Source organism: Saccharothrix hoggarensis, from assembly GCF_052936025.1.
The window spans coordinates 4,775,620-4,800,282 of the sequence record NZ_CP193624.1 but is presented as its reverse complement, the minus strand read 5'-3'; the positions used below and the strand labels follow the sequence as shown (position 1 = coordinate 4,800,282).

General features: G+C 74.2%; 22 protein-coding genes. 1 reads left to right on the top strand and 21 read right to left on the bottom strand.

The genetic code is table 11. The features are described from left to right. Nucleotides 1-47: 47 nt before the first annotated feature. The 19 genes from ACRAKH_RS21555 to ACRAKH_RS21465 form a co-directional block, all read right to left on the bottom strand. On the bottom strand, nucleotides 48-1,115 hold the full coding sequence (locus ACRAKH_RS21555; RefSeq protein WP_380730391.1) for an NAD-dependent epimerase/dehydratase family protein: 1,068 nt from the start codon (nucleotides 1,113-1,115) through the stop codon (nucleotides 48-50). Nucleotides 1,116-1,149: 34 nt separating this feature from the next. Beyond that, nucleotides 1,150-2,097, bottom strand: coding sequence for a zinc ribbon domain-containing protein (locus ACRAKH_RS21550; protein WP_447009220.1), 948 nt, complete (start codon nucleotides 2,095-2,097; stop codon nucleotides 1,150-1,152). Beyond that, the gene (locus ACRAKH_RS21545; protein ID WP_380727080.1) at nucleotides 2,090-2,635 is read right to left on the bottom strand and encodes a phage tail protein; all 546 of its coding nucleotides are present in this window, start codon (nucleotides 2,633-2,635) and stop codon (nucleotides 2,090-2,092) included. The genes ACRAKH_RS21550 and ACRAKH_RS21545 overlap by 8 nt, the downstream gene beginning before the upstream one ends. Next, nucleotides 2,632-4,563, bottom strand: a complete 1,932-nt coding sequence (locus tag ACRAKH_RS21540) for a putative baseplate assembly protein (protein WP_380727082.1) — start codon at nucleotides 4,561-4,563, stop codon at nucleotides 2,632-2,634. Before ACRAKH_RS21540 ends, ACRAKH_RS21545 begins: the two co-directional genes overlap by 4 nt. Next, nucleotides 4,563-4,964 (bottom strand): GPW/gp25 family protein, encoded by a 402-nt coding sequence (locus ACRAKH_RS21535; protein ID WP_380727084.1) that lies wholly within the window; start codon nucleotides 4,962-4,964, stop codon nucleotides 4,563-4,565. Before ACRAKH_RS21535 ends, ACRAKH_RS21540 begins: the two co-directional genes overlap by 1 nt. A 1-nt stretch (nucleotide 4,965) precedes the next feature. After that, nucleotides 4,966-5,277: a PAAR domain-containing protein gene (locus tag ACRAKH_RS21530; RefSeq protein WP_380727086.1), complete on the bottom strand. Its 312-nt coding sequence runs from the start codon at nucleotides 5,275-5,277 to the stop codon at nucleotides 4,966-4,968. A 27-nt stretch (nucleotides 5,278-5,304) separates the two neighbouring features. Continuing rightward, the gene (locus ACRAKH_RS21525; RefSeq protein ID WP_380727088.1) at nucleotides 5,305-7,116 is read right to left on the bottom strand and encodes a VgrG-related protein; all 1,812 of its coding nucleotides are present in this window, start codon (nucleotides 7,114-7,116) and stop codon (nucleotides 5,305-5,307) included. Then, the gene (locus ACRAKH_RS21520; RefSeq protein ID WP_380727090.1) at nucleotides 7,113-7,820 is read right to left on the bottom strand and encodes a CIS tube protein; all 708 of its coding nucleotides are present in this window, start codon (nucleotides 7,818-7,820) and stop codon (nucleotides 7,113-7,115) included. The genes ACRAKH_RS21525 and ACRAKH_RS21520 overlap by 4 nt, the downstream gene beginning before the upstream one ends. Nucleotides 7,821-7,832: 12 nt before the next feature. After that, complete coding sequence (locus ACRAKH_RS21515) at nucleotides 7,833-8,258, bottom strand: phage tail protein (RefSeq protein ID WP_380727092.1); 426 nt, start codon at nucleotides 8,256-8,258, stop codon at nucleotides 7,833-7,835. A 47-nt stretch (nucleotides 8,259-8,305) separates the two neighbouring features. After that, nucleotides 8,306-8,995 carry a hypothetical protein gene (locus ACRAKH_RS21510; protein ID WP_380727094.1) on the bottom strand — a complete coding sequence of 230 codons (690 nt, stop codon included), beginning with the start codon at nucleotides 8,993-8,995 and terminating at the stop codon, nucleotides 8,306-8,308. 2,028 nt (nucleotides 8,996-11,023) lie between these two features. Further along, nucleotides 11,024-11,182, bottom strand: a complete 159-nt coding sequence (locus ACRAKH_RS21505) for a DUF6760 family protein (protein WP_202919099.1) — start codon at nucleotides 11,180-11,182, stop codon at nucleotides 11,024-11,026. Further along, nucleotides 11,179-11,634: a hypothetical protein gene (locus tag ACRAKH_RS21500; protein WP_380727100.1), complete on the bottom strand. Its 456-nt coding sequence runs from the start codon at nucleotides 11,632-11,634 to the stop codon at nucleotides 11,179-11,181. The genes ACRAKH_RS21505 and ACRAKH_RS21500 overlap by 4 nt, the downstream gene beginning before the upstream one ends. After that, the gene (locus ACRAKH_RS21495) at nucleotides 11,634-12,077 is read right to left on the bottom strand and encodes a phage tail protein (protein WP_158849515.1); all 444 of its coding nucleotides are present in this window, start codon (nucleotides 12,075-12,077) and stop codon (nucleotides 11,634-11,636) included. Before ACRAKH_RS21495 ends, ACRAKH_RS21500 begins: the two co-directional genes overlap by 1 nt. A 47-nt stretch (nucleotides 12,078-12,124) precedes the next feature. Further along, complete coding sequence (locus tag ACRAKH_RS21490) at nucleotides 12,125-13,636, bottom strand: phage tail sheath family protein (RefSeq protein WP_380727102.1); 1,512 nt, start codon at nucleotides 13,634-13,636, stop codon at nucleotides 12,125-12,127. Nucleotides 13,637-13,829: 193 nt separating this feature from the next. Beyond that, on the bottom strand, nucleotides 13,830-15,491 hold the full coding sequence (locus ACRAKH_RS21485) for an eCIS core domain-containing protein (RefSeq protein WP_380727104.1): 1,662 nt from the start codon (nucleotides 15,489-15,491) through the stop codon (nucleotides 13,830-13,832). Between the two features lie 40 nt (nucleotides 15,492-15,531). After that, entirely contained in the window at nucleotides 15,532-17,589 is a 2,058-nt protein-coding gene (locus ACRAKH_RS21480; protein WP_447009219.1) for an AAA family ATPase, read from the bottom strand. Between the two features lie 5 nt (nucleotides 17,590-17,594). Beyond that, on the bottom strand, nucleotides 17,595-18,278 hold the full coding sequence (locus ACRAKH_RS21475; RefSeq protein WP_447009218.1) for a DUF4255 domain-containing protein: 684 nt from the start codon (nucleotides 18,276-18,278) through the stop codon (nucleotides 17,595-17,597). A 25-nt stretch (nucleotides 18,279-18,303) separates the two neighbouring features. Beyond that, nucleotides 18,304-21,378, bottom strand: coding sequence for a hypothetical protein (locus tag ACRAKH_RS21470; RefSeq protein ID WP_447009217.1), 3,075 nt, complete (start codon nucleotides 21,376-21,378; stop codon nucleotides 18,304-18,306). 218 nt (nucleotides 21,379-21,596) lie between these two features. After that, nucleotides 21,597-22,220, bottom strand: coding sequence for a helix-turn-helix transcriptional regulator (locus tag ACRAKH_RS21465; RefSeq protein WP_380729684.1), 624 nt, complete (start codon nucleotides 22,218-22,220; stop codon nucleotides 21,597-21,599). Nucleotides 22,221-22,382: 162 nt separating this feature from the next. On the opposite strand from ACRAKH_RS21465, the gene ACRAKH_RS21460 reads away from it, so the two are divergent. Beyond that, nucleotides 22,383-23,663, top strand: a complete 1,281-nt coding sequence (locus tag ACRAKH_RS21460) for a COG1470 family protein (protein WP_380729683.1) — start codon at nucleotides 22,383-22,385, stop codon at nucleotides 23,661-23,663. A gap of 104 nt (nucleotides 23,664-23,767) precedes the next feature. On the opposite strand, the gene ACRAKH_RS21455 is transcribed toward ACRAKH_RS21460, so the two are convergent. Both ACRAKH_RS21455 and ACRAKH_RS21450 read right to left on the bottom strand, forming a co-directional pair. Then, the gene (locus ACRAKH_RS21455; RefSeq protein WP_380729681.1) at nucleotides 23,768-23,938 is read right to left on the bottom strand and encodes a hypothetical protein; all 171 of its coding nucleotides are present in this window, start codon (nucleotides 23,936-23,938) and stop codon (nucleotides 23,768-23,770) included. Beyond that, a complete protein-coding gene (locus tag ACRAKH_RS21450; protein WP_380729679.1) occupies nucleotides 23,935-24,405 on the bottom strand; it encodes a hypothetical protein in 471 nt (156 codons plus the stop codon). Before ACRAKH_RS21450 ends, ACRAKH_RS21455 begins: the two co-directional genes overlap by 4 nt. Nucleotides 24,406-24,663: the final 258 nt, after the last annotated feature.

Genomic DNA, 24,663 nt, shown 5'->3' with positions numbered 1-24,663 from the left:
GTTGAGAACAGTGGCGCACCGCACTCAACACGGTCCGACGCACCTGGTCAAGGGCTCACGACGGCCGCCTCGCTCCAGTGCTCGTGCAGGCCGAGCAGCAGGGCCGCGACGTCCTCGGTCGGCCGCCAGGCCGGGTAGTCGCGCCGGAACTTGCGGGTGTCGGTGATCCAGCACCGCACGTCGGCGAACCGGTGCTCCGGCCGGTACTCGAACCGCACCGGCCGCCCGGTCAGGTACTCGTACTGGGCGATCAGTTCCAGCACCGACGCGCTGCGCTCGCGCCCGCCGCCCGCGTGGTAGACCTCGCCGGGCCGCGGGGCCAGGTAGAACTGCCAGAACATCTCCGCCAGGTCCCGCGCGCCCAGCACGTCCCGCACCTGCTTGCCGCCGTGCCCGATGACCGGGAACGCCGCACCGCGCACGGCGCTGCGCACCAGGTGCGACAGGAACCCGTGCAGCTCGACGCCCGCGTGCCGGAAGCCCGCCACCGTGCCGCAGCGGAACACGCCGACGTTCATCCCGAGCCGCCTGCCGTACTCCTGCGCGGCGAGGTCGGCGGCCAGCTTCGACACGCCGAAGAACGTCCGGTCGGCCCGGTCGAGCCGCAGCGACTCGTCGAAACCGTGCTCGTGGAACGGGTGCGCCGGGTCGATCTCCCACCGGGTCGCGGTCTCCACCAGCGGCAACGTCTCCGGCACGGCGCCGTAGACCTTGGTGGTGGACACCACCGCGACCACCGCGTCGGGGCAGTGCCGCCGGACCGCCTCCAGCACGGTGACCGTGCCGAGGGCGTTGACCCCGAAGTCCACCAACGGCGACCCGGTGGCCCACTCGGCGCTGGGCTGCCCGGCCGCGTGCACGACCAGCCGCACGTCGGAGCCGTACTCGCGCAGCACGTCGCCGATCGCCGACTCGTCCCGCACGTCCACGGAGTGGTGCCGGTGGTTCGGCAGGCGGGACAGCTCCGCCACCTCCCCGGCGACCGCGCCGTCGCCGAAGAAGTCCCGCCGCATCAGGTTGTCCACCCCGACGACCAGGTCGAACCGCGGGGCGAAGGCCCGCACGGCCGCGCCACCCACCAACCCGGCCGAGCCGGTGACCACGACGACATCCACGTGCTGCTCCTCTTCTCAGGTCTACAATGGACGGTCACGGGCGGCGGAAGAACTCCACCTCGCCCAGGGCCACGTGCCGGCCCGGTTCCAGCCCCGCCGCGCCGCGGACGACCAACCGGACCCGCACGACGTCGCTCACGCCCGTGTCCGTGCGCTGGGGCCCGCTGCGGTCGCCGAGGACGACCGGGATCGTGCGGTGCGTGCCGTCGGACGCGGTGACCACGACGTCCAGCGCCGTCGCCCTGGCCTGCCCGGCGAACACCGCCGGCTCCACCCCGGCGCCCGTGTGGACGACGACCGACAGCAGGCGGAACGGCGTGGTGAAGGTGAACTCCACCGCGTCGCCGACCGCGGGCGCGCCCCAGTACCGGTTCGACAGCCCGTCGACGGCGGCGGACGCCGGGTGCCCGGCCACCTCGGCGGTGGCGGTGGCGACGCTCGGCGCGACCGGGGCGGGCGTGGCCAGCCGGTCGCGCAGGTCTTCGAGCAGCCGCAGTGCGGTCGGCTGGAACAGCACCACCGCGAGGGCCAGCACGGCCACGGCGAGCAGCGCCACGAGCCGGCGCAGCCACCGGGACCGGTCGCCGTGCCACCTCCAGCGCCGTCCCGACCGGCCGCTGTGCCTGCGCACGTCGCCGCGCAGCGGTGCGGCGCACCGGCGGCAGAACCGGCGTCCGGGCGGGTTGGGCGTGCCGCAGGACGGGCACGGCGGCCCGGTCACGGTGTCCGCGGCCGCGGCCGTCCGCAGCGGTCGCCGCGGCACGGGACGCGCCGGCGGCACCGGTCCGGGCTGGTCGGGCAGCAGGGCCGCCGCGGTGGGCGGCGCCGGGTCGGGCAGCACCGAGTCGAGCGTCAGCTGGGGCAGGTCGGGTTCCGTCGGCAGCTGGTCGGCCCACCCGAGGTAGGTGCCGCAGTTGCCGCAGAAGTCGTCCCCGTCCGGCACCGGCGCGCCGCACTGGGGGCACTGGCGCACGTCAGCCACCGTCCACCACCTCCACCACGCACGTCACGTGCACCGGCCGCACCGACTCGACCAGCGCCTCCACCCGGTCCCGGTCGACCACCCCGGACCGGCCCGGCCGCACCCGCACCACGACGGCGTCCGACTCCGGGACCGGCAGGTCGGTGTCCGGCCGGTCGGACCACGTCACCCCGGACCCGTCCACGACCTCCGCCCGCACGTCCAGGCACAGCTCCAACCGGGCTACCAGGCCGCGCGCGGTGCCGCGCAGCCGGTGCAGCGCCACCGCCCGGCCGACGACCTCGCGGCGCAGCGGCTCCGGCCACGTCGGGTCGAGGTCGGCGGCGAGCCAGGACGCCAGCCACGGCACGAAGTCCGCCGGCGCGAGGTCGGCGTCGAAGTACGACGACAGGTTGTCCAAAGTGGACAGGATGGCCGACAGGACGGCGTCCAGGCCCGAGGTGAACCGCTGGGCGAAGTCGTCGGCCGCGTACAGGGCGGGCAGCATCGCGCCCAACGGGTACCGGTTGGGCAGCTCGGGCAGCGCGGCGCGGCTCACGGCCCCGTCACCACGATCTGGTGCTGGTAGGAGAACACCAACGCGTTCGGCGCCACCTCGACCCGGTCCACCGGCGCGCCACGCGCGCCCGTGACGGGGTTGGCGGGGAACAGCAGAACCTCTTCCACCAGCCGCACCCCCGGCACGTTCTGCAGCACGGCGAACACCTCGCCGAACTGCACCGGCCGGCCGAACTCCCACCCGACGCCGTCCGGCCCGCCGCGCAACGGGTTCAGGTAGCGGTAGAGCGCGTCGGCCGCCTCCTCCCGCACACCGAGCCCGTCGGACGACGCCGCCAGCCGGGCCACCACCGTGACGCCCTGGTAGCGCGGGGGTTCCACGACCAACCTGGTGCCGAGCAGCCGCCGTTCGTCGAGCCGACGTGCCACCGCGCGCAGGACCTCCTCGGACGGCACCAGCTGCTCGAACCGCAACCGGTCGCCCTCGTCGGCCACCGCGTCCGGCACCACCAGCACCCGCGCGCCGCCGCCCTCGGCGGGCAGGCACCGCACCCGCGCCAACGACGGCGCGGCCAGCCGGGCGATGTGCTCGTGGTCCTCCGCCGTGACGGCCCGTTCCTGCACCCGCAGCTGGTGGGGCGCGCGCAACTTCGCCTCGTCCACGGTCTCGCCGTCCACGCCGCCGCTCGCGGCCTCCCGGTTCTCCACCGCCGCCACGTACGGCACCGAGCTGCGCAGCACCGAGATCGAGCCGCGCGCGACGTTGCCCGCACGGCCGCCGCCGGTCCGGTAGCGCGGCACGTGCACCACCGAGCCCTTGGCCGGCACCGCGCCGTAGCGGCGCAGCGTCCCGTCCGCCTCGCGCACCGCCGGCGGGAACAGCACCTCGCCGCGCGTCGCGTCCAGCACCACGTGCCGGTCGTCGGGCCCGGACGCGCCGAAGTGGTCCACCGCGGTCCAGTCCTGCCACCCGTCCTCCGCCGACACCCGCACCACCACAGGGTCACCGTCCAGCAGCACGGGGGCGCGCGGCAGCGTGAACCGCTGGCCCGGCACGCCCGCGGACTCGCCCAGCCGCACGTCGACCTCCGTCTCGGCGTGCTCGGCGACGGTCGTGCCGCCGATCGTGAACGCCTCCGCCTCCCGCACGGTCGGCGACTCGCGGTAGAACGGCTGGTCGGGCTCGGGTTCGGTGACGCGGCAGCGCAGCCAGCCCGCGCGGTGGCCCGCCACCACGGACGCGGTGTGCCCGGCGGGCACGTGCAGCACCACCTCGCCGGGCCGGTTGAGCCCGCCGGTGGAGTCCTCGTCGGCGCCGCACGGCACCCAGTCCTGGCCGTCCCACGCCTCCCACACCAGCGGCGGCTGCCGCGGGTCGACGCCGATGCCCTCCACCCGGCTGTCCAGCCGCAGCACGACCACGCACCGCGGCACGGCGGCCGACAGCCCGAACAGCGTGGCGTCGCCGGGCGCGGGCGCGGCCTGGAAGCACGGCACGTCGCGGCCCGCCTCCAGGTCGCGGGTGCGGTCGGCGTGCTCACCGGACGCGGTCCGCGTGACCAGGCGTTCCAGCGAGCACGGCACCACGGCCAGCTCGTCGGTGGTGGCGAACACGACCGGCTCGCCCAGCTCGGCGCGTTCGGTGGCGACCTCGGTGCCGACCGGCAGCAGCACGGTCTGCGGCTGCGGCGCGGACAGCCAGAACGTCACGTCCGCGCGGGCCGCGGCCGGCGGGAACAGCGTGATGCCCAGCAGGTCGAGGAACGCCAGGTGGTTGCGCTCGGGCACCCGGTTGAGCCGGTAGACGAGCTGGTCGACCATGTGCGCGAACGTCTCGATGAGCGTGACGCCGGGGTCGGACACGTTGTGGTCCGTCCACTCCGGACAGCTCTGCTGGACGTACCGCTTGGCCTCGTCCACGAGCTGCTGGAAACGCCGGTCGTCGAGGTTCGGTGCGGACAGCGCCATCAGTCCGCGCTCCCTTCGGCGGGGATCGTGTAGAAGGGGAAGACCAGGTTGCGCTGGTCGTTGGTGGTGCGGATCGTGTACCGCACGTCGATGTAGACCGTGCCCACGTCGACCGAGTCGAACGCGACGACCACGTCGTCCACGTCCACGCGCGGCTCCCACCGCTCCAGCGCGGCCCGCACCTCGCGGGCGATGTGGCCCGCCGTGGCGCCGTCCGCCGAGGCGAACACGTGCTCGTGGATGCCGCAGCCGAACTCCGGCCGCATCGGGCGCTCGCCGGGCGCGGTGCCGAGCACCAGCCGGATCGCCTCCGCGATCTCCTGCTCGCGCTCCACCATGCCGATGCCGCCGGTGGGGCCGACCCGCAGCGGGAACGCCCAGCCACGACCGATGAAGTTCACGTCACGCTCCGATCCGGACGGTCAGCGCGCCGACGATCACGTTGGCCTGGCACGAGGTGCGGTCACCGACGCGGGCCGCGGGCAGGCCGCCGATCAGCACCGGCGGACCGGCCGAACCCGGACCGGGCACCAGGACGTTCGCCGGGCTGAGGGCCGCGTGGGGCGGCACCACGCACACGTGCGTGCTGCCGATGACGGCGGCCGGTCGGCCCTCGATGAGCACCGAGGACACCAGGACCGCGGCCGGGGGCGGCGGCGGACCGACGGCGCCGCCGTGGGACGTCTGGTCACCGAGCCGGACGGCGGATGGCATGTCGACCTCTCTTCGCGATCAGGGGGTTCAGGGTGCGAGCGGGGGGTTGAGGTGCACTTCGGCGCCCTTCAGCACGGCCCGGAGCCCGCCGTCGACCGTGGCCGACTTGACGCCCTTGACCGACACGTCGGTGCCCTTGACCGACACGGTGGCCCCGTTGACGCTCACCGAGCGGCCGTTGAGGACCAGGTCGCCGCTCATCGCGTCGACCGTGATGCCGCGGCTGGTGAGCGTGATCGCGCCGAGCGGCCGACCGCCGCCCGGACCGCGGACCTGGATGTCCACCTGCCCGGTCTTCTCGTCGAGCGTGATGTCGAGCCGCTGGTCGCCGGTGGTGAGCCGCACGCCGGCGGCGGTCATGCCGTCGAGCAGGTCGAGCCGGTTGCCGCCGCGCGACACCAGCGACCGGCGGTTGACGCGGCCGCTCTTGCGGTCCACCAGCGGCACGGCGTGCGGCGTCGGCTGGTCCACCCCGTTGTAGAGGCCGCCCAGCACGTACGGCCGGTCCAGGCTGCCCTGCTCGAAGCCGACGAGCACCTCGTCGTTGACCTCGGGGCTGAACACGCCGCCGCCGCGCACACCGCCCGGCTGCACCGTGCGCACCCAGTCGGTGACGTAGTTGTCGTCGAGCCACGGGAACTTCAGCCGCACCCACCCGCGCTCGCCGCCGACCTCCTTGATGTCGGTGACGATCGCGGTCGCCAGGCCCGGCATCCGGCCCGTGCGCGGCGCCGCGCCGGCGGTCAGGCCGGCCAGCGAGCGGTCCGGCGACGTGCTCACCGTGACGATGCTGCGGTAGCCCTCGCCCGGCTCCAGCACGTGCCGCACCGACGTGGCCGTGTACCGGCCGCTGAACGCGGCGCCGACGCCGCTGAGCGTGATCGGCACGCCCGCCCGCAGCTTCGGCTCGCCGTCGGCGACCGCCTCGATCTCGGCGAAACCGGCGCTGGCCGCCGCCGCCAGCGACTGCGCCACCACGGTCGTCTCCGCCTGCGTGGCGTACGGCGTGTCCGCCACCAGCGTCCGCGCGCCCGCCCGGAACGCCTTGCCGATCACCGTCGGCGACATGCCCGGCGCCACGGTCGTGCTGACGACGGCGGGCGCCACGGCCACCAGCGCCTTCTTCGTGGCCACGTCCCAGCCGCGCACCTCGACACCGCTCACCTGGTCGACGCTCGACAGGGAGGCGCGCACCGACCGCAGGTTGTCGCGGTGGTGCAGCACCAGCGGGTTCACGTCCGCGGACGTGCCCACGGGCGGCGCGCCGGCCGCCGCGCGCGGCTTGACCAGCTCCAACGCGCCCTGGTCGTCCACCTGCACGACCACGCCGTGCTCCTGGGCGATCAGCTGCAGGAACTCCCAATCGGAGATCGCGGGCTGGCTGATCTGCCGGTACGTCACCGCGGCCACCTCGATCCGGCCCACGGTCAGCCCGGCGCCCTTCGCCACCCGCCGCACCACCTGGGCCGCGGTCGTGTTGCGGAACGCCTCGACCTTCCGGCCGCGGAACAGCCGGTGCGCCTTGTTCATGGCCCGGATGACGGTGAACGAGCCGGTCGAGTCCGCGTCCGCCTCCACCGCGGTCACCTCGCCGGTGAACAGCGGCTCCGTCCCGTTGTCCAGCACGCTCGACACGGACACCCGGACCGGCGTGCCGATCTCGATGGCGGCATCGGCGAGCAGCTCGAAGTTGTCGTCGTGGTAGGTCAGCACGGCGGAGTCGGGCAGACCCACGTTCTCGTCCACCACGCAGCTCACCAGCCGCTCGTTCCACGCCTCCGTCAGCGAACCCGCCCGCACCACGGGCAGCGCGGCGAACGCCCGGCCGACGTTGCTCATCGCACCTCCTCCACCGCGGGCACCAGCAGTTCCACGCCCGGCGCCAGGGACATCGGGTCGTCGATGTCGTTGGCCTCGGCGATCACCCGCCACGCGGTCGCGTCGCCGTACTCGCGCCACGCCAGCTCCGGCAGGCTGTCCCCGGCCACCACGCGGTGCGTGCGACGGGCCTCGCGCGACCCGGACGTCGGGTTCTGACCCGGCACGTCGGACCCGGCCTCCTCGATCGACAACCCGCACCGGGCGCGCAGCGGCTTGCCGTCCACGTCGAACAGCGAGTAGTCCACCGACAGGTTCGACAGCACGCCGTCGAACGACGTCGTCTTCGCCGTGCCCCACTCGAACCGCACCCACGGGCTCGCGGGCTTCTTCTTCGCCCGGCTCTTCTTCGTGGGCACGCACGCCAGGAGCAGCTGCTCGACCCGGTTCTCCACCGAGTTGTCGTGCGTCGCGGTGGCGTCGAGGAACACCTCGACCGACAGCGTGCGCGGCCCGCTGCCGACGAACTCCGGCACCGCCGTCTGCCCCGCCATCCGCGACGGCCTGCGCCGCCACTCGACGTTCTTCGTCAGGCTGAGCGAGTTCGGGTTGAACTGGAACTTGACGCTGGCGAGCCGACCGCCCGGCCGCGCGCCCACCTTCGCGGGCGGCTCCATGATGACCAGCTGGGCGCGCGTGAGGCTCGCGCCTGCCTTGCCTGCCACGACGTGCTCCTCTCAGGACGCCTGGATGCCCTCGTGGGCGAACTCGATCGTCTCCACGGCGGCCTGCGAGGTGGCCGGGTCGAACGACGGGCCCTGCCACCGGACCGGGACGATGCCCTGCACCTGCCAGCTCGCGATCGTCGTCCCGTCCGGGGTGAGCGCGACGATCTCGCCGTCCTTGCGCTCGACCCGCTTGACGACGTCGTTGAGCCACTTGACGACCTTCGCCGTGTCGCTCGTGACCGGCCGCGTCATCGTGATGTTCGACCACGTGATGCGGGACGGCAGCTGCCACGTGAAGCCGTTGTTGCCGCCCTCGGCGAACTGCTCGACCTCCATCTGCGCGCCCATGCCGTCACAGGTGTGGAACGCGCCGAGGTCGTTGCCCGCGATGGCGAGCCGGAAGAAGACGCTGGTGGCGAAGATGGTGTCGGACATCGGGCTCTTCCTGGTTCGGCTGGGTGTTCGACGGGTGGGTGGCGCGGTCAGCGGCGGCGGTCGTGGAGCCGTCCGGCCCGCTCCCGCCCGTGCCGCACCTCGGCCCGCAGCAACCTGCTGACGGGGTCGATCAGCGAGCGGGCGAGCTGGTCGAGGTCGGCGCGGGACGGCGCGTGGTGCGGCTTCGCGTCGTCGGTCTCGTCGTCGCTCTCGGGTTGGGTCTTGGTGGTGGCTCTGGTGATCGTTTGCGCCGGGGTGGGCGTGGGGGTCGGCGGTCTGCTGACGGGTCGCGGTTCGCTCGACGCGCCGGTCGCGCGTTGCACGGTCGGCAGACGTGGTCTCGGTGGTGTGGTGGGGAGAGGCGGTGCCGTGACCGCGACCGGCGGGTACGCGGGCGCCACCGGCGGGCCGGGGGTGTTCTGCGTCGGGTGGGTGGTCGGCCGCGGTCGCGGTGGAGCGGGGCGGACGGGGGAGCGTTGCGCGGCCCGCTGGACCTGGGGTTCCGGGGTCCAGCGCACCGGGACCACCTTGCTGGTCGGGTTGGTCCGCGGCGGGGGTGCCGACGTCTCGATGGCGCTGCGGAGGACCAGGGGGCGGTCGGCGATCAGTGGTGCGGTGCGGTGGCGGGTGAGGTGGGCGGTGGAGCGCTGGGTGGTGGCGAGCTGGGTGGTGGAGCGTTGGACGGTGGAGCGCTGGACGGTCGGGTGGGGAGTGGTCGAGGTTCGGGTGGGTGCCAATCGGGCGACGGGCACCACTTCGGGACGAGGGGACGTTCCGCGACGACCGCTGTCCGACCGCTGGTCCTGCCGCCCGGCCGGCCGGTGATTCGGCCGCTGTTCCGGCTGACGATCCGACCGCTGGTCCGGTCGCTGGAGGGGCAGTGGTGCGACCGGCGCGGGGTTGGCCTGAGCCGTGGTGCTGTCGGCCGGGTTGCTCTGGGCCGGGTTGGTGTGGGCCGGGCCGGTGTGGGCCGGGTTGGTCCGCACGGGGTCGGGCTGTGCGGGAGTGGGTCGCACCGGATTGGGCTGTGCGGGACTGGGTTGCGCGGGACTGGGCTGTGCAGGACTGGATTGGGCGGGACCGGGTTGCGCGGGACTGGGCTGTGTCCGGACCACCGGCGGGACGGGTGCGGTGGAGGTCTGGACGGGGGTGGGGAGCCTCGGCCCGGTGGGGTCGAGGGCTGCCGTGGGTGGGATCTCCGAGATCGGCGCGCCGATCCCGATCACCGGGCGGACGGCCGACGCCTCGTTCCGGGTCTCGCTCCGCGCCGTTTTTCGCTGCACCACCGGGATCGGTGACGAGTCGGCTTGCCGCTCGGCGGTCGCGGACGTCCGGGGCGGCTCGCCACCCCGGACCACCGGTGCGGGAGCGTCGGTGGTTGCCCGCTGCACCGTGGGTGGTGACGCGGGGTGCGTAGAGGTGGCGGGGGCACTGGGGTTGGTGTCGGCCGGCCGGACTACTGGTCGCGCCTGCTCTGGGGAGGATGGCTCGCCGGGAGTTCGCCGGACCGCGGGTGTCGGAGTGGTCGGGTTGTCGGGCTTGGGCGGGACTGCCGGTCGGGACGTCGGGGTGGCCGGGGTGGTGAGCGTCGGCTGGGCGGCGGCGTTGGCCTGAGCCCGTTGGACGGCCGGCGGAACCTGTGCCGGGTTGGCCGGGGAGTTGGTGGCGGGGTTCGTCCACTGGGCCCGCTGCACCACCGGCCCGGCGGTCAGGGGCGCGTTGTCCGGAGCCACCACCGCGCTGGGCGGCAGCTCGGTCAACGGCTCGCCCAGCAACGGCGCGTCGGTCCGCGCACCCCGCTTCACCGACCGTTGCACGATCGGAGCGGCACCACCTGCCGATGCACCACCTGCCGACGTGCCACCCGCCGACGGGTTGTTACCTGACGCGTTGCTGCCGGAGGTGGAGGGAACCGGCGTGCTGCTCCCTGGCGTACTGGTGCCTGCCGTGCTGCCCGCTGCTGCGGCGGACGGCTTGGGTCCGCCGGCCGCGCCCCGCACCACCGGCACGGGGCGTGGCGGTGTGACGTCACGCCGGGCGACCGTCAACGGCTGTCCCAGCGGCCGCAGGGCCACCGGACCGACCGACGACCGCTCAGACGACCGCTCGGACGACGACTCCGGCAACCGTCCCGACAGCCCCGACAGCCCCGACAGCCCCGACAGCCCCGACAGCCCCGACAGCCCCGACAGCCCCGACAGCCCCGACAGCCCCGACAACCCCGACGGCTCGGGCGAAGCCGGGTGCGCCGCCGCCCCCGACGCCACGGCCGTTCCTGGTGCCGTCCCCGATGCCTTCACCGACACCAAGGGTTCGGATCGTCCCGTCAGATCCGACGACGACCGTGATGACTCCGGCGGCTTCGGTCGCTGCGGCTGTGGTGCCGGCGAGGGCTGCGACGGGTCCGGCGTGCCGTCCGGTCCCGGCGTGTTCCGGTACCGCAGCGCGACGGTGAGAGATTCGCCGCCGTGCGCCTCGCTCGGGAACCCGGTGGGACGGGCCAGGCCGTGGATCACGCCGCCGGGCGCGTCCGCGGTCACGGAGTGGCCCATGGTCGTGCCGAACGTGTGGTCCTGCCACGACGTCAGGCCGTTGCGGAAGCGCAGGCCGTCGCTCACGGGCATCGCCGCGCGCTGGATCACGCCCTCCATCGGCGGTGCCGCGCGCCAGCCGCCGCTCGGGGCGGGACGGGGCGCGGCAGCGGCGGTCGCGGTCGCCGGCGGTTCCGGCTTGGCACGGCGGAAACGGGACCAGAAGCTCATGGGTCACCCCCCTTCGTTCACCCTCGTGTTGATGCGCGCGATCTCCCGCACCCAGCGCAAGCGCTCGTGGTGCTCCATGTCGAGGATCTCCTCGCGCGGCCAGTGGAAGTGGTAGGCCACGTACGCGACCTCTTCGTGCAGCCGGTCGGCCGCGTACGTCACGATTCCCCCAGGCGACCACCCGCCAGGTCGACCTCGAACGCGCTGCCGCACGACGGGCACGTCACGCCCGCCCTGGTGTGGCCCTCGCTGTTGATGCGGCGGTAGAAGTCCTGGAGGAACGCGATGTCGGTGGCGAACATGCGCTCCACGACGCCGACGTTCACCTCCTCGACGTCTCCCAGCTCGGTGATGACGGTGCTGAGCAGCAGCACGCTGAGGTAGCCGGGGTTCTCCTTGACGCGCAGGTCGATCTGCGGGCGGAGCTCGTCGCGCGCCGTGGCCAGGCGCATCCGGCCGTGCCGGTGCACCACGCCGTCCGCGTCGACGTACCCGCGCGGCAGCTCGAACTCGAACTCGGTGAGGGCCGCGGGCTCGCGAGGGGCCTCGGCTGCCCGTTTCGTCGGCTCGGCCAGCTCGTCCAACGAGTCGAGGCCGATCACCCGGCGGCGCATCAGTCCTCCAGGGTGATGTCTTCGAAGGTGATGGTCACCTTCTCGGTGGCCGCGCTGGACTCGCCCGCCTTGAGCGACGGGCCCTCCCACCGGCTGACCCAGCCGTTGACCAGGTTCAGCCGCCGCTCGGTCTCACCCTTGCTGTTCATGATCTCGATGGTGATGTTCTGCCGCGCGGACTCCACGTCGCCCTTGTTCAGGGTTTCCTTGAGCCACTTGGTGAACTCCTTGCTCTTGTCCATGCCGCGGGTGACGGTGATCTCGCCGCCCTTGCGCGCGCCGGGCTGCTTGCGCAGCAACGGCTTGCCCTGCGGGGTGACCTGCGAGATCTCCACCACGTCCTCTTCGACGGTGACCCCGCTGACCTCCTGGAGCGATTCGACGACGTACGCGCCGAGCTGGAGGCCGAAGATGTGGGTGGAGAGGGCGTCGCCTTCTGCCATGGCTGTTGCCGCCTTTCAACGATCAGGTGATCGGGTGGAGGGGGTGGTCACTCGCTGACGAGACTGGTGTTGTCGGAGAACTGCGACAGGCGGAAGACGACGAACTCGGCGGGCTTGACCGGCGCGACGCCGATCTCGCACACGACCTGGCCGAGGTCGATCGACTCGGGCGTGTTGTTGTCCCGGTCGCACTTGACGTAGAACGCCTCGGCCGGCGTGCGGCCGAACAAGGCCCCCTGGCGCCACTGCTCGGTGAGGAACGCGGTGATGTTGCGGCGGATGCCCGCCCACAGCCGGTCGTCGTTCGGCTCGAACACCACCCACTGGGTGCCGATGAGGATCGACTCCTCGAGGAAGTTGAACAGCCGCCGCACGTTCAGGTAGCGCCACGCCGGGTCGGACGACAGGGTGCGCGCGCCCCAGATCCGGATGCCGCGACCGGGGAACGACCGCAGGCAGTTCACGCCGACGGGGTTCAGCAGGTCCTGCTCGCTCTTGCTCAGCGCCGTCTCCAGGTCCACCGCGCCGCGGATGACCTCGTTGGCGGGGGCCTTGTGCACGCCGCGCTCGGCGTCGCTGCGCCCCCACACGCCGGCGACGTGCCCGGACGGTGGGACGAGCGCGTTGCGGCCGGTGGCCGGGTCGAACACCTTGATCCACGGGTAGTACAGCGTGGCGTAGCGGGAGTCGTGGTTGGCCTCCTCCATCCGCCACGTCCGCACGCGCTGCGGCGACAGCCCGGGCGGCGCGTCGAGCACGGCGACCCGGTCACCCATCCGCTCGCAGTGCGAGATCGCCGCCTGCTGCACGGTCTTCACGCCTTCGAGGTCGATCAGGCCCCGCTGGTACGCGCTCATCAGGTCGGGCACCGCGACCATGGTGACCTCGTCGACGTTCTCCAGGCCGCCGAAGCCGGTCCGGGCCTCCGGGTCGCCCACGTACTCCTGCGGGTCGACCTTCGCGGGACCGGGGGCGACCGGCGCGGGCAGGCCGACGGACTGCTTGTCCGGACGGGTCAGCGCGGCGCCGGACGCCTCCGTGACGGAGATCAGCTTCGAGCGCTCGGTGACGTGCGTGACGACGTAGTTCTTGAGGTTGCGGCGGGTCGAGACGTCGTAGGTCTCCACGACCCGGTCGCCCTGCCGGACCAGCAGCCGGAAGCGGTCGTCCGGCGGGTTCTCCCCTTCGGCGTCGGCGACCTCGACCGTGACGTCCGCGCCGGCGGAGGGCAGCGCGGCGATCCGCAGGCCGCCGAGCGCGGCGGGTTCGGGCGCGACCGGCTCCGTCGTCTGCGCCGCGCCGCCCACCCGGACCACGTACGCCGAGCCGCCGCCGTTGGCGAAGTAGCCGTAGACGGCGTGCGCGAGGTAGGCGCCCTCGATGAAGCCGCCGAAGTGCTGGACGTACTGGTTCCAGTTCGCCACCAGGGTCGGCTGGTGGAAGGGGCCCTGCTCGGCGAAGCCGACGAAGGCGGCCACCGCGGTGCCGACACCCTCGATCGGACGTGCCCCGGTCTGGACCTCCTCCACGTACACGCCGGGGGAGAGGTACTGCGGCATGGTCGCTCCTTGTCCTTGACGCTTCTTCCGCTCTGGCTCCACCAGCCTGCTGTGGATCACCGTGCGGGGGCAGGGCCGGCGGGCTCGGGCGGGGGCAGAGCCTTTGCCTGAACGGGCATCGCGGACGGGCGGCCGGTCGGCGCGCACGCCGAAGCGCCCCGGCACCAAGGGTGCCGGGGCGCGGTCGTGGTGATCAGGCTCGGGCCAGGTCCTTGGCGATGGTGATGCCCATGCGCCGGTACAGCTCGGCCAGCACGCGCCGGTACGCCTCGTCCGGCGTGAGGAGCTGCTGGCCCGCGGCGAGGAGGCGCGGGTTGATGAAGTCCGCCATGCCCTGCTTGGTCCGCGGCGTCGCGGGCAGGGTGAACGAGAGCGGTCCGCCACCGCCGTGGGTCTGGGCGTCACGGATCGGTGGCGCGCCACCGGCGTGCATGTACGCGCCGCCGCCGTAGTTGCTGTCCCTGCCGAAGTTGACGCCCGAGCTGAGGACGCCGACCGCCGCCCCGCCGGCCTCGGCCGGCGCGTACCTGATGGCGTCCGGCGAACCGGACAGCAGGTAGGTGAACTGGGTGTCGGGCTCGCGGTCGGTGTTCACCAGCCCGATGCCGCGGGAGGCGCCTGGCCGGAGACCTTCCCGGCTGATCGCCGGGAGCCTGCGGCGCTTGGTGAAGTGCGCGTGCACGTCCACGGTGGCGGGCAGCGGCGCGACGCCGGTGAACCTGGCTCGCAGCGCCGCCGTGTCGATGTCGTCGTCGGAGCTGTACTCGTCGGACGACGACGCCGGCGCGTTGCCGCCACTGCCGCCGATCGCCATCGCCGTCGCGGGCGCCGCCGCGGCCTCGGCTCGCTGTTGGCGCTCCTGCTCCTCCAGGTCCGCGATCTCCCGGAGTTCGCCCGTCATCAACCGGCGCAGCTCGCCGATGAGCCGCCTCTTGGCGCGGGTCTGGGCCGAGCTGAAGACGGACAGGGTCCGGGTCGCCTGGTTGCGTTCCCACTCCTCGATCGCGTTCGTCAGCCGGGTGAGCGTGTGACGGCGGCGGCCGACGTCCGAGGCCTTCAGGGTGGAGTAGTCCTGGGCCGCGCCGGCGATGGCGGGCCAGAACGACTGCGGGTTGCCGCTCGAATCCAGCCCCACGGCCTCGTTGACGGCCGGCTCCAGGCTCCAGACGGCCGGTGTGCGCTGCACGGCCGGAGCGCCGCCGTCCGAGTGCGCCCCGTGACCCGCGTGGCCCGCGTGGCCCCCGTGATCGGCGTGACCCGCGTGGTCTGCGTGACCCCCGTGATCGGTGTGTGCCGCCGGCGGGTCGTTCCGCAGGACACGGGTGGCGTTGGCCTCGGCCGCCTTCTCGAAGCGGTCCGACGGGTCGCTCCGGTGCAGGCCGTCGCCGTGGTCGGTGCCCGACACCGGGCCCTGGCGCTGCTGGATGACGTGGGTCAGCTCGTGCGCCCAGGTGTGCGGGTCGTTGCCGTCGCGACCGACGACGATGTGCTCGCCCGACGTGTACGCGCGTGCGCCGATCTCCTCCGTCGAACGGACCGCGGCGGCGTCGGAGTGCACCCGCACGGTGGAGAAGTCCGCGCCCAGGCGGGCCTCCATGTCGGTCCGCAAGCCGGTCGGGAGCGGCCGGCCGGGACGTCGCAGCACGTCGGGAACGGTCGACCGCTGCACGGTCGGCTCCTCCGACACCTGCTCCACCTGCCGTGCCAGGGCGACGAACCTGCTCGTCGCGGCGTTGCCGACCGCGCGTTGTGACTCCAGCACCTCGGCGTGGCCGTGCCCGACGTGCTCCGCCGCGGGAACGGGCCGGACGGGGTGCGCCTGGGCGTGTTCGGGTGGGTGGTCGTGTGCGTGCATTTCTTCCTCTCGTGCGTCGACCGGGTGATCGGTCGGCCGGTCACGGCTGCCGTGCCGCGAGCCACGGGCCGAACTCGTTCTCCAGCACGAGCCGGCCGAGCTTGCGGTACTCCTGCTGGATCGCCGCGACGATGTGGGACATGGCCACCGGGCGGTCAGCGGCGGCGGCCAGGTAGGCGGCGGTCACGGCGCACGCGCGGATGGAACCGCCGGCGAGGTCGAACCGCTCCGCGCAGAACGCCAGGTCGAGGTCGTCGGACCGGGGGACGGCGTCGCCGAGGCAGCGGTCCCACAACGCGTGGCGCTGCTCGGCGTCCGGCACCGGGAAGTCCGCGATGACGTCGATCCGGCGCGTGAACGCCTCGTCCACATTGGACCGCAGGTTGGTGGTCAGCACGGCGATCCCGTCGAACGACTCGATGCGCTGCAACAGGTAGGCCGACTCCATGTTGGCGTGCTTGTCGTGCGAGTCCTTGACCTCGGACCGCTTCCCGAACACCGCGTCGGCCTCGTCGAACAGCAGCACGCCGTGCACGCCCGCCGCCTCGGTGAAGATCCGCTCCAGGTTCTTCTCCGTCTCGCCGATGTACTTGTCCACCACCGACGACAGGTCGACCACGTACAGGTCCATGCCGACCTCGGCGGCGACCACCTCGGCCGACATGGTCTTGCCGGTGCCCGACTCGCCCGCGAACAACGCCACCACGCCACGTCCCCGACCGCCGCCGGGCCGCATCCGCCACTGCCCGAGCACCCGTTCCCGGTGCCGCACCCGCAGGACGAGCTCGTCGAGCTGCTTGCGGGTCGGACCGGGCAGCACGAGGTCGTCCCAGCCGACGGCGGGGTTGATGCGCCGCGCGAGCTTCTCCAGCCCGGCCCCGTTCTGCGCCCGCACGCCGGCGCGGACGTGCGCGAGGCCCACCGGGCGGTCCTCCAGCACGGCCAGCCGCGTCGCGACCGCCACGGCACGGGTCACCTCGTCGTTGCCCAGCCGGTACCCGGCGAGGTCGGCCACGAGCGCGCCGTCGACCTCGGCGCCGGAGGCGTCGGCCAACGCCTCCGCCCACCGCCGCGCCCGCTCGTCGGGGCCCGGCGCGGGCACCTCGACCGACACCACCGGCCGCGCCGACCAGTGCGGGTCCCAGTGCCGCCTGCCGTGCAGGACCAGCGGCACGTCGCCGACCAGCGCGGTCACGTCGCGCACCAGGCCGACGCGATCCGGCGCCGGCGGCTCCAGCGGTCCGAGCACGAGACCCGCCCCGCGCAGCCGCGCCTCCCGGACCGCCGCCGCGAGCGGTGGCTCACCGTCCGCCAACGCCGCCACGTCCAGCACCACGGCGTCGTGCCCGGCGGCGGCCAGCGCGTCGCCCGCCACCCGCCCGCCGTCGCCGTCGCGGTCGCGCAGGTAAACCGGCGACAACCCGGCGCGCAGCGCGCCACCGAGCCGTCGGGCCAGGTCGGACGACGGCTCCCGCCCCGCCCGCACGACCCGGGCCGTGCCGCGGAGCGCCGCGTCCGGCTCGTCGTCGCCGAGCAGGTGCGCGACCACCCGGTCCGGCACCCGCAGCACGCGGGACAGCGCGGGCAGCCCGCCGTCCACCACCTCGACCAGGCCGCCGGCCACTAGCGGCGCGGCCGGGGCCAACCGGAACCGGGCCGGGTCCGCCGCGGGCAGCCCGCACAGCTCCAGCGCCAGGCCGACGGTGGGCCGGCGGCGGGTGACGTCGTCGTTGAGGTAGGCGTAGAGCCGTTCGAACCGCGGGTCGACGTCCGGGGCCATCGCGACCAGCAGGAACTCGACGTCCACGGGGTCGAGGTCGAACCGCCGCGCGAGCCCGAGCAGGCGCGGGCCGGGGTCGGGGACCATCGCGGCGAGCGGCCCGAGGTCCGGTTCGGCGTCGGGCGGCGCGAGGGGCCGCCCCGGCTCGTCCAGGATGCGCCACACGGTGTCGGCGGTCAGGTAGAGGCCACGGCGCGGGTCGTCCGGGTCGGGGTCGTGCTCGACGCGCTGCGCCACGGCCCGGCGCACCCGCCACTCGACGCCGGCCAGCCTCGCCCACAGGTAGGCCAGGTCCGGCGCGTGCGCCTCGGTCGACACGGCGGTCACCGGATCGGCCCGCCGCGTCGGCGCCGGTCCTCGGGCAGCGGCCGGGTGCGCGGGGCCGAGAACCCGCCCGCGTCGCCGTCCGAGCCGCCCGACCCGTCGTAGCGCAGCCTGCGCCCGCCCTCGGTGGGGCCGATCAGCACCAGGCCGTCGGCGGCCGGGTCGGCCGGGGTGACGGGGCCGACGACCGGCGCGGTGACCACGACGTTGATCGCGGGCCGCAGCTCGCCGCCGAGCGCCGACCACACGTCGGTCGCGGCCCGGCCCTCCGACACCGAACCGCCGGACTCGACGCCGACGGTCAGGCCCGCCTCCGCCAGCGACCCCGTCAGCCACGCCGACCGCAGCCGGTTCGTCGCCGCCAGGCACGCCAACGCCTGCGACAGCAGCCGGTGCTCGTCCTGCGACCGGTTCGTCCACGCGGTCACCAGGTACGACAGCCGGAACCAGCGCGGCGGGCCCCGGTGGCCGACCAGCTCGTCGTCGGCCCGCACGGACACCGAGCCGGACGAGCGCCGGCTCAGGTCCTCGCGGATGTCGTACAGGAACACGTTGACCGTCGGGGCGTTGCGCCGCGCCACCCAGTCCGTGGTGGGCGGGTCGAACGCCAGCTCACCCCCACCGCCGGGCACGCCGCCGTCCGCGAGCAGCCTGCGCAACCCCTCGTCCACCTCGTGGATCACCGGGAACCTCCGCGTTCGTCTCGGGTCACCGGCGCCGGACCACGTCGGGCGGCCCGATCGAACCGGGCACGACGAGGAACGGCGTGGTGACCGGCTGGAAACCGGGTCCGCTCGCGGTGATCGTGCGCGGACCCGTCGCGTCCTTGGCGAGGATCAGCAGCTGGGCCGTGAACCCGCCGTCCGGGCGCGGCAGCGTGGCCGCGGCGGACGCGGTGATGCCGGGCGACCACGACAGCCGGACCGGCACGCCGGGCGGGAAGTCGACCCCGCGCACGGACGTGACGAACCCCGGCTCGCCGATCGGCGGCACGGCCACGATCCGGGGCAGCAGCACCCGCATCGGCGCGGTGGCGACGTTGTCGGCAGGGTTCACGTCCGTGCCGGTGGTGCGCAGGGCGCCGCGCACGGTGGTCTGCAGCGGCACGTTCGGCGCCAGCACGACCTGCACCACCTGCGACGCGCCCGAGGGCAGGTCCGGCAGCGCGCAGCCGGTGTTCGAGCACCCCGGCGGCAGCGCCGCCACGGGCACCCGCGCGGGCAGCTCGAAGTCCAGCCGCAGACCGGTGGCCAGGCCGCCGGAACCGTTGCGGACCGTGTACGTCGCCGTCGCGCGACCACCCACATAGGACGGATCGGGCTGCACGACCACGGTCACCGACGGCCCGGCGAGGGGCGGCGGCGCGGGAGCGGGCGGCGGAGGCGGGGGCGGCGGCGGCACGGCGGTCACCGGGTCGCGCACCGGCACGGCGGTCGTCGCCGCGTTGTCCGACGGCAGCACGTCCAGCACCGCGCCCGCGACCGACCACGTCACCTCGCGCCGCCCGGCCACCACGCCGACCAGGTCGACCGCGATCACGGCGGTGTCGCCGGGCGCGAGCACGCCGAGGTCGCAGCGCACGCCGTCCACGTCGCACGTGCCGCGATCCGGGCGCAACGCGGTCAACCGGACCCCTTCGGGCACGGCGGCGGTCAGCGACGTCCCGGGCGACGCGGCCGGGCCGCGGTTCACGACCTCGACCTCCAGCGTGGTCGTCGCGCCGGTGTCCGCGTCGGGCACGTCGGCGGGCGCCGTGACGGCCAGGTCCACCGACTGCTGCCACGACGGCTCCTTCTGCCGACCGGGCAGGGTCGACGTGATCCGCCGGACCGCGCCCGTGGCGAGGGCCACGACGACCAGCTCCTCCGGCGACCGGAGATCGCCCGTGCGGCGGGCGGTCAGCACGACCCGCTCGCCGTCCGGGGCGAACGCCACGTCACGGGGCTGGAACGGGCCGTCGGGAGACCCGGTCAACGGCGCCGAGCACGTGTCGCGGCCCGCGGGCAGCAGCACGCGGCACTCGTCGTCCTCCACCGACACCAGCAGCACGCCGTCCGCCTCCCGGTTGAACGCCAGCGTGCGGCCGTCCGGGCTGAACACCGAGCTGTCGTCGGTGACCTCGCAGTCGAACCCGCAAACCGCCGCGGACACGTCCCGCTGCCCGTCCAGCGCGCCCGCGCGGGCCGTCCACACGTGGTTGTCGCGGACCTCGGCGGTGGGGCCGTCGAACACGCGACCCCTGGTGAACGCGAGCGTGCGGCCGTCCGGGGACCACGCGGGCTGCGTGTCCTCCTGGTCGGCGACCTCGGCGGGCGGCACGAGCCGTCCCGTCACCGCGCCCGTGGCGACGTCGACCACGACCACGCGGCTCGGACCGCCGTTCGGCCGCACCCCGCCGGGCGAGCGGCGGGCGAACGCCAGGGACCGGCCGTCCGGCGACCAGGCCGCGTCGAACTCCCAGTCCGTCGCCCGCCGGTCCGCCACCTCCAGCCTGCGCTGGTTGCCGCCGTCGGCGTCGGCCAGCCAGATCCGCTGCGCCCGCGTGCCGTCGACGTCCTCGAACCGGCTGAACGCGATCGTGCGGCCGTCGGGGGAGTAGGACTGCCGCTGCGTCCACGGGTCGAAGCCGGGACGCGGCCGGAACAGGAGGTTCGGGTCGTCCACGCTCTGCGGGTCCTCCCGCAGCACGACCACGCCGAGGTCGCGCGGGTCCGACCCGTCCGGGCGCACGTCCTGCAGGGTGGCGGTGAACCGGGTCGCCGCGCTGGTCCGGGCGACGACGAGGTGCCCGCCGCGCGCGTCGACCAGCCACGTCGGCGAGCCGACCGCGCGGTCCTCGGCCAGCAGCAGGCCGGGCGGCGCGGTGACCGGCAGGCCGGGCGACGTGTCGACCCGGTGCACCTTCTCCACGTTCGGGTCGGCCGGGCACGAGCACACCTGGTCGAAGCTGAGGAACAGCAGGCCCGCGCCGTCCGGCAGCCACGCGGGCGAGCGGCCGGCCCACCCCGCCTGGTCGCCGCCGAGCAGCGGCGCGCCCACGTCCCCGCCGTCGAGCACGCGGAGCCGTCGTCCGTCGGCGCCCTGGTCGAGCGTGTAGGCGATGCGGTCGTCACGGGGGTTCCACGCCGGCTCCACGGCCGCGCCGACCGGTTCGTCGGTGATCCGGGTGACCGGACCGCCCGCGACCGCCCGCCGGTACAGCTCCGCGCCGCCGTCGCGGTCCGAGGAGAACGCGATGCGCGCGCCGTCGGGCGAGAACGTCGGGGACGTCTCGTCGTCCGGTGTGTCGGTCAGCCGGCGCAGGCCCGTGCCGTCCGCGCCCACCAGCCACAGGTCGCGCTGCCCGCCCTCGGCGGAGTCGAACACCACGGACCGGCCGTCCGGCGACAGCTCCGGGTTGCCCGCGTCACGGCCCTCGGTGAGCCGGCGCACCGACCCGTCCGCCGCGCGCAGGTACACCTGGGGCGTCGGCGCGTCGCGCAGGCTGGTGAACACCACCAGGTCGCCGCGCGCGGACACGTGGTCGTCGTGGTGCGCCGGTCCCGCGCCCAGCAACGGGTCGCCGGCGCGCAGCTGGTCCGGCACGGGGTTCGTCACCACGCCGAGGCTGCGGTGGCCCGTGCCCGCGTACGCGATGCGGCCGACCACCGGCGGTTCGTCCTGCCGCGCCGACGCCGACACGGGCGTGGCGGTGTCGTGCACCACCACGACCACACCGCACAGCACCAACACCGCGGCGGTCGCGGCCGGCGCGGCGAGCGGCCGGGATCGCAGCCATCTCAACAAGGTGTCCACCTCCGTCTGGGACTCGCCCGAATCGTCGCCGCGACCGGCGGGCCGCGGCGAGGTCCCGGCGGGCACGGCGCGGGAAGAACCGGTGACCGTTCGGGCAAACCGGGGCCGTGCCGGGCCGTGCGGCGTGGACCGGGCCGTGCGGCGTGGACCGGGCCGTGCGGCGTGGACCGGGCCGTGTGTGAGGTCGGATCAGGGCGTGCCCGGGGTCAGATCAGGCCGTGCCGCATGACGTACCCGACGGCGTGCGCGCGGTTGCGCAGCTGGAGCCGCGTGGTCACCTCGTGCAGGACGTTCTTCACCGTGCGCTCGGAGAACGCCGTCTTCGCGGCGATCTCGGCCGTGTCGAAGCCCTCCGCCACCAGCCGCAGCATGTCGGCCTCGCGCGGGCTGAGCGTGGACAGCGTCGGCCCGTTGGGGTCCAGCACGCTGCGCTGCAACTGGTTCACGTGGTCCAGCAGCCGCCCGAGCAGGTCGCCCGGCAGCACCGCCTCCCCCTTGGCCAGCGCGGAAACCGTGGCCACCAACCGGTCCGCGTCCGCGTCCGCGCGGCGCAGCACGGCCGTGACGCCGCAGTCGATCGTGGTCTGCAACGAGTCCTGGTCGAAGCGGCCCACGACGAGCCCGGTGCGCGTGGACGTCGAGTGCCGCAGCCGCCGCAGCAACCGGACCGCCTCGTCGTCCACCTGGTCCACCACGACCAACGACACCTGGGCGCGCGGCTCTTCCTCCGGCCGCAGCACCTCCACCTCCGGCCGCGGGCGCAACTGGTAGGTGATCCCCGCCCGCAGCACCGGGTCCTCGGCGTACACCGCCACCGGAATCCTGTTCATGCCACCCCTCCCTCGAACCCGCCGTGCACACGCTGTCGACGCCATCGTGGGCGCTCGGAGGGCGAACGGGCAGGCGCGAGGGTGCGTCGGTGCACGGACTTGCCCGTACCGTGCCCTTTTCTCCCTGCCGGACACCGGCCCGCCGTGCCTACCGTTTCGCGGGTGACCACAACGACAGAGTTCGGACTCCCCACCGTGGTTGTCACGCCCGGTCAGGAGACCAGCACGACGATGACGGTGCGCAACGACAGCGAGATCGTCGAGGCGTACGAGTTCGAGGTGGTGGGCGACTGCGCCTCGTGGACCTCGGTGGAACCGGCGCGGCTGTCGCTGTTCCCGGGCACCTCGGAGGACGTGGCAGTGGTGCTGCGCCCGCCGCGGTCACCGTCCGTGCGGGCCGGCGAGGTGCCGCTCGCGGTGCGGGTGCTGCCCGCCGAACGACCCGAGTCCGTCGTCGTGACGGAGACCACGGTGATCGTCGAACCCTTTGCGGCGCAACGGGTGCGGCTCGTGCCGAAGCGCCGTCGGGCCTGGCGCAGCGCGCGCTACCGCGTCGAGGTGCACAACGGCGGCAACACGCCAGTCTCGGTGACGCCCGCGCTGCCCGAGGCCGACGACCACCTGAAGCACACCGTCACCGACCGACCGACCACAGTGGACCCGGACGGGCGGGCCGACCTCGAACTGCGGGTCCGCGTCGCGAAGCTGCTGTGGTTCGGCAAGCCCGTGACGTGGCCCGTCCGGCTGGACGTGGTCGCGCTCGCGGCCGAGGACCGGCACGAGCACGAGCTGGCCGGCGAGCTGGTGCAGCTCCCGATCCTGTCCCGGTGGCTGCTGTCGGCGCTGGCGACGCTGTTGGCGTTGCTGTTGCTGTGGTTGCTGCTGGTGCGCCCGGCGGTGCGCAGCGCGGCGCGCGAGGCCGTGGACGACCGGGCGCAGGAGATCGCGCAGGCCGCACCCGCCCCCGTGCCGAACCCGGACGCGGCCGCCGACCAGCCCGCCGGCCAGGAGCCGGGACAGCAGGGCCAGGGGCAGGGCCAAGGGCAGGGGCAGGGGCAGGGACGCGGCACGGGGGTCGGCGGTGGTGAGCAGAGCTCGGCCACCATCGAGGTCCGCACCGGGGCCGACCAGCAGGCCACGGGGACGTACGTGGTGCCGGAGGGCAAGGTCTTCCGCATCACCGACATCGTGCTGGCCAACCACCAGGGCGACGAGGGCGTGCTCACCATCGCGTTCGGCGAGCGCACGATCACCACGATCGCGCTGGAGACGTTCCGCAACCAGGACTACCACTGGGTGACGCCGATCGACATCCCGGCGAACGGCACCGTCACCGCGACCGTGTCGTGCTCCAGGCCCGGAACGCCCGCGAGCGGGCGGCAGGCGGCGGCGTGCGTGCAGCTGCTCAACGTCAGCGGCGAGCTGGGCGACCTGCCCACGTGAGCCGGGGGCGCGGTTCCGCGGACCACGCCACCACGCCACGACACCGCCGGCGTCACCTCGGAGGAGGTGACGCCGGCGGCTTTCGCGTGCTCGGGTCGGCGGGCTCAGGCGCCGTCGGCGCGGCGGTTCCACTCGTCGAGGAGGGCGTCGATCCACGCGAGCATCAACTCGGCGGTCGCGTCGTCCCGCCGGCTCCGGTAGCGGCGCAGCTCGTCGCACGCGGCCTCCAGCTCCACGTCCAGGTCGGACGTGGCGAGGTCGTCGGGACGGCTCACCGCTTCGGCGCGCCGTCGTGGGCGCTGCTTCGGGCGTTGTCCCGGGCACCGTCGCGGCCGTCGTCGCGGCCGTCGTCGCGAACGCCATTGTGGGCGGCGTTGTGGGCGGCGTTGCGCGCGGCGATCCGGAAGGCCTCGATGTACTTGGGCAGCTCGACCAGCGCGCGTTCCCACGTGCCCGCCGTCACCTGCTCGGCGAACACCGTGTCCACGGCGAACTGCGCCACCTCGGGGGCGATGCCGTCCACCTCCGCGTCGCGCAGCCGTCGGGACACCTCCAGGCGGTGCACCCGCGACCGGACCACTTCCAGCGTCCGGGTCAGCTCGGCGATCACCCGCTCGGCCTCGTCCGCCTCGACCACGAGCCAGCCCTTGTCGGCGAGGTCGAGGAACAGGTCGCCCGCGAACCTCTCCCGCGCGGCGCCGTCCGCCACACGACCTCCGTCTTCGTCGGGTCGCACAGCCATCGCACCTCCGTACGGGCACCGGGCCGGCACCGGTCCACCCGGAACCCCTGTTCGCCCTGCACCAGGGATGTCGATTGAGCCCATCACGTGGGAGCGCGCTGGTACAGGCCGTGGGCGCAGGTCTGCCCGTCCTTACCTCGTCCCGGCTCCGGTCAGTGCCCCGGACGGGAGCGGCATTGGGCCGATCGGGTGACGCTGGTTGAACTCTGAACCACTCGGACGTGCTGTCCGTGGGCTTCCTGCGTGAGGGTTCGGGGA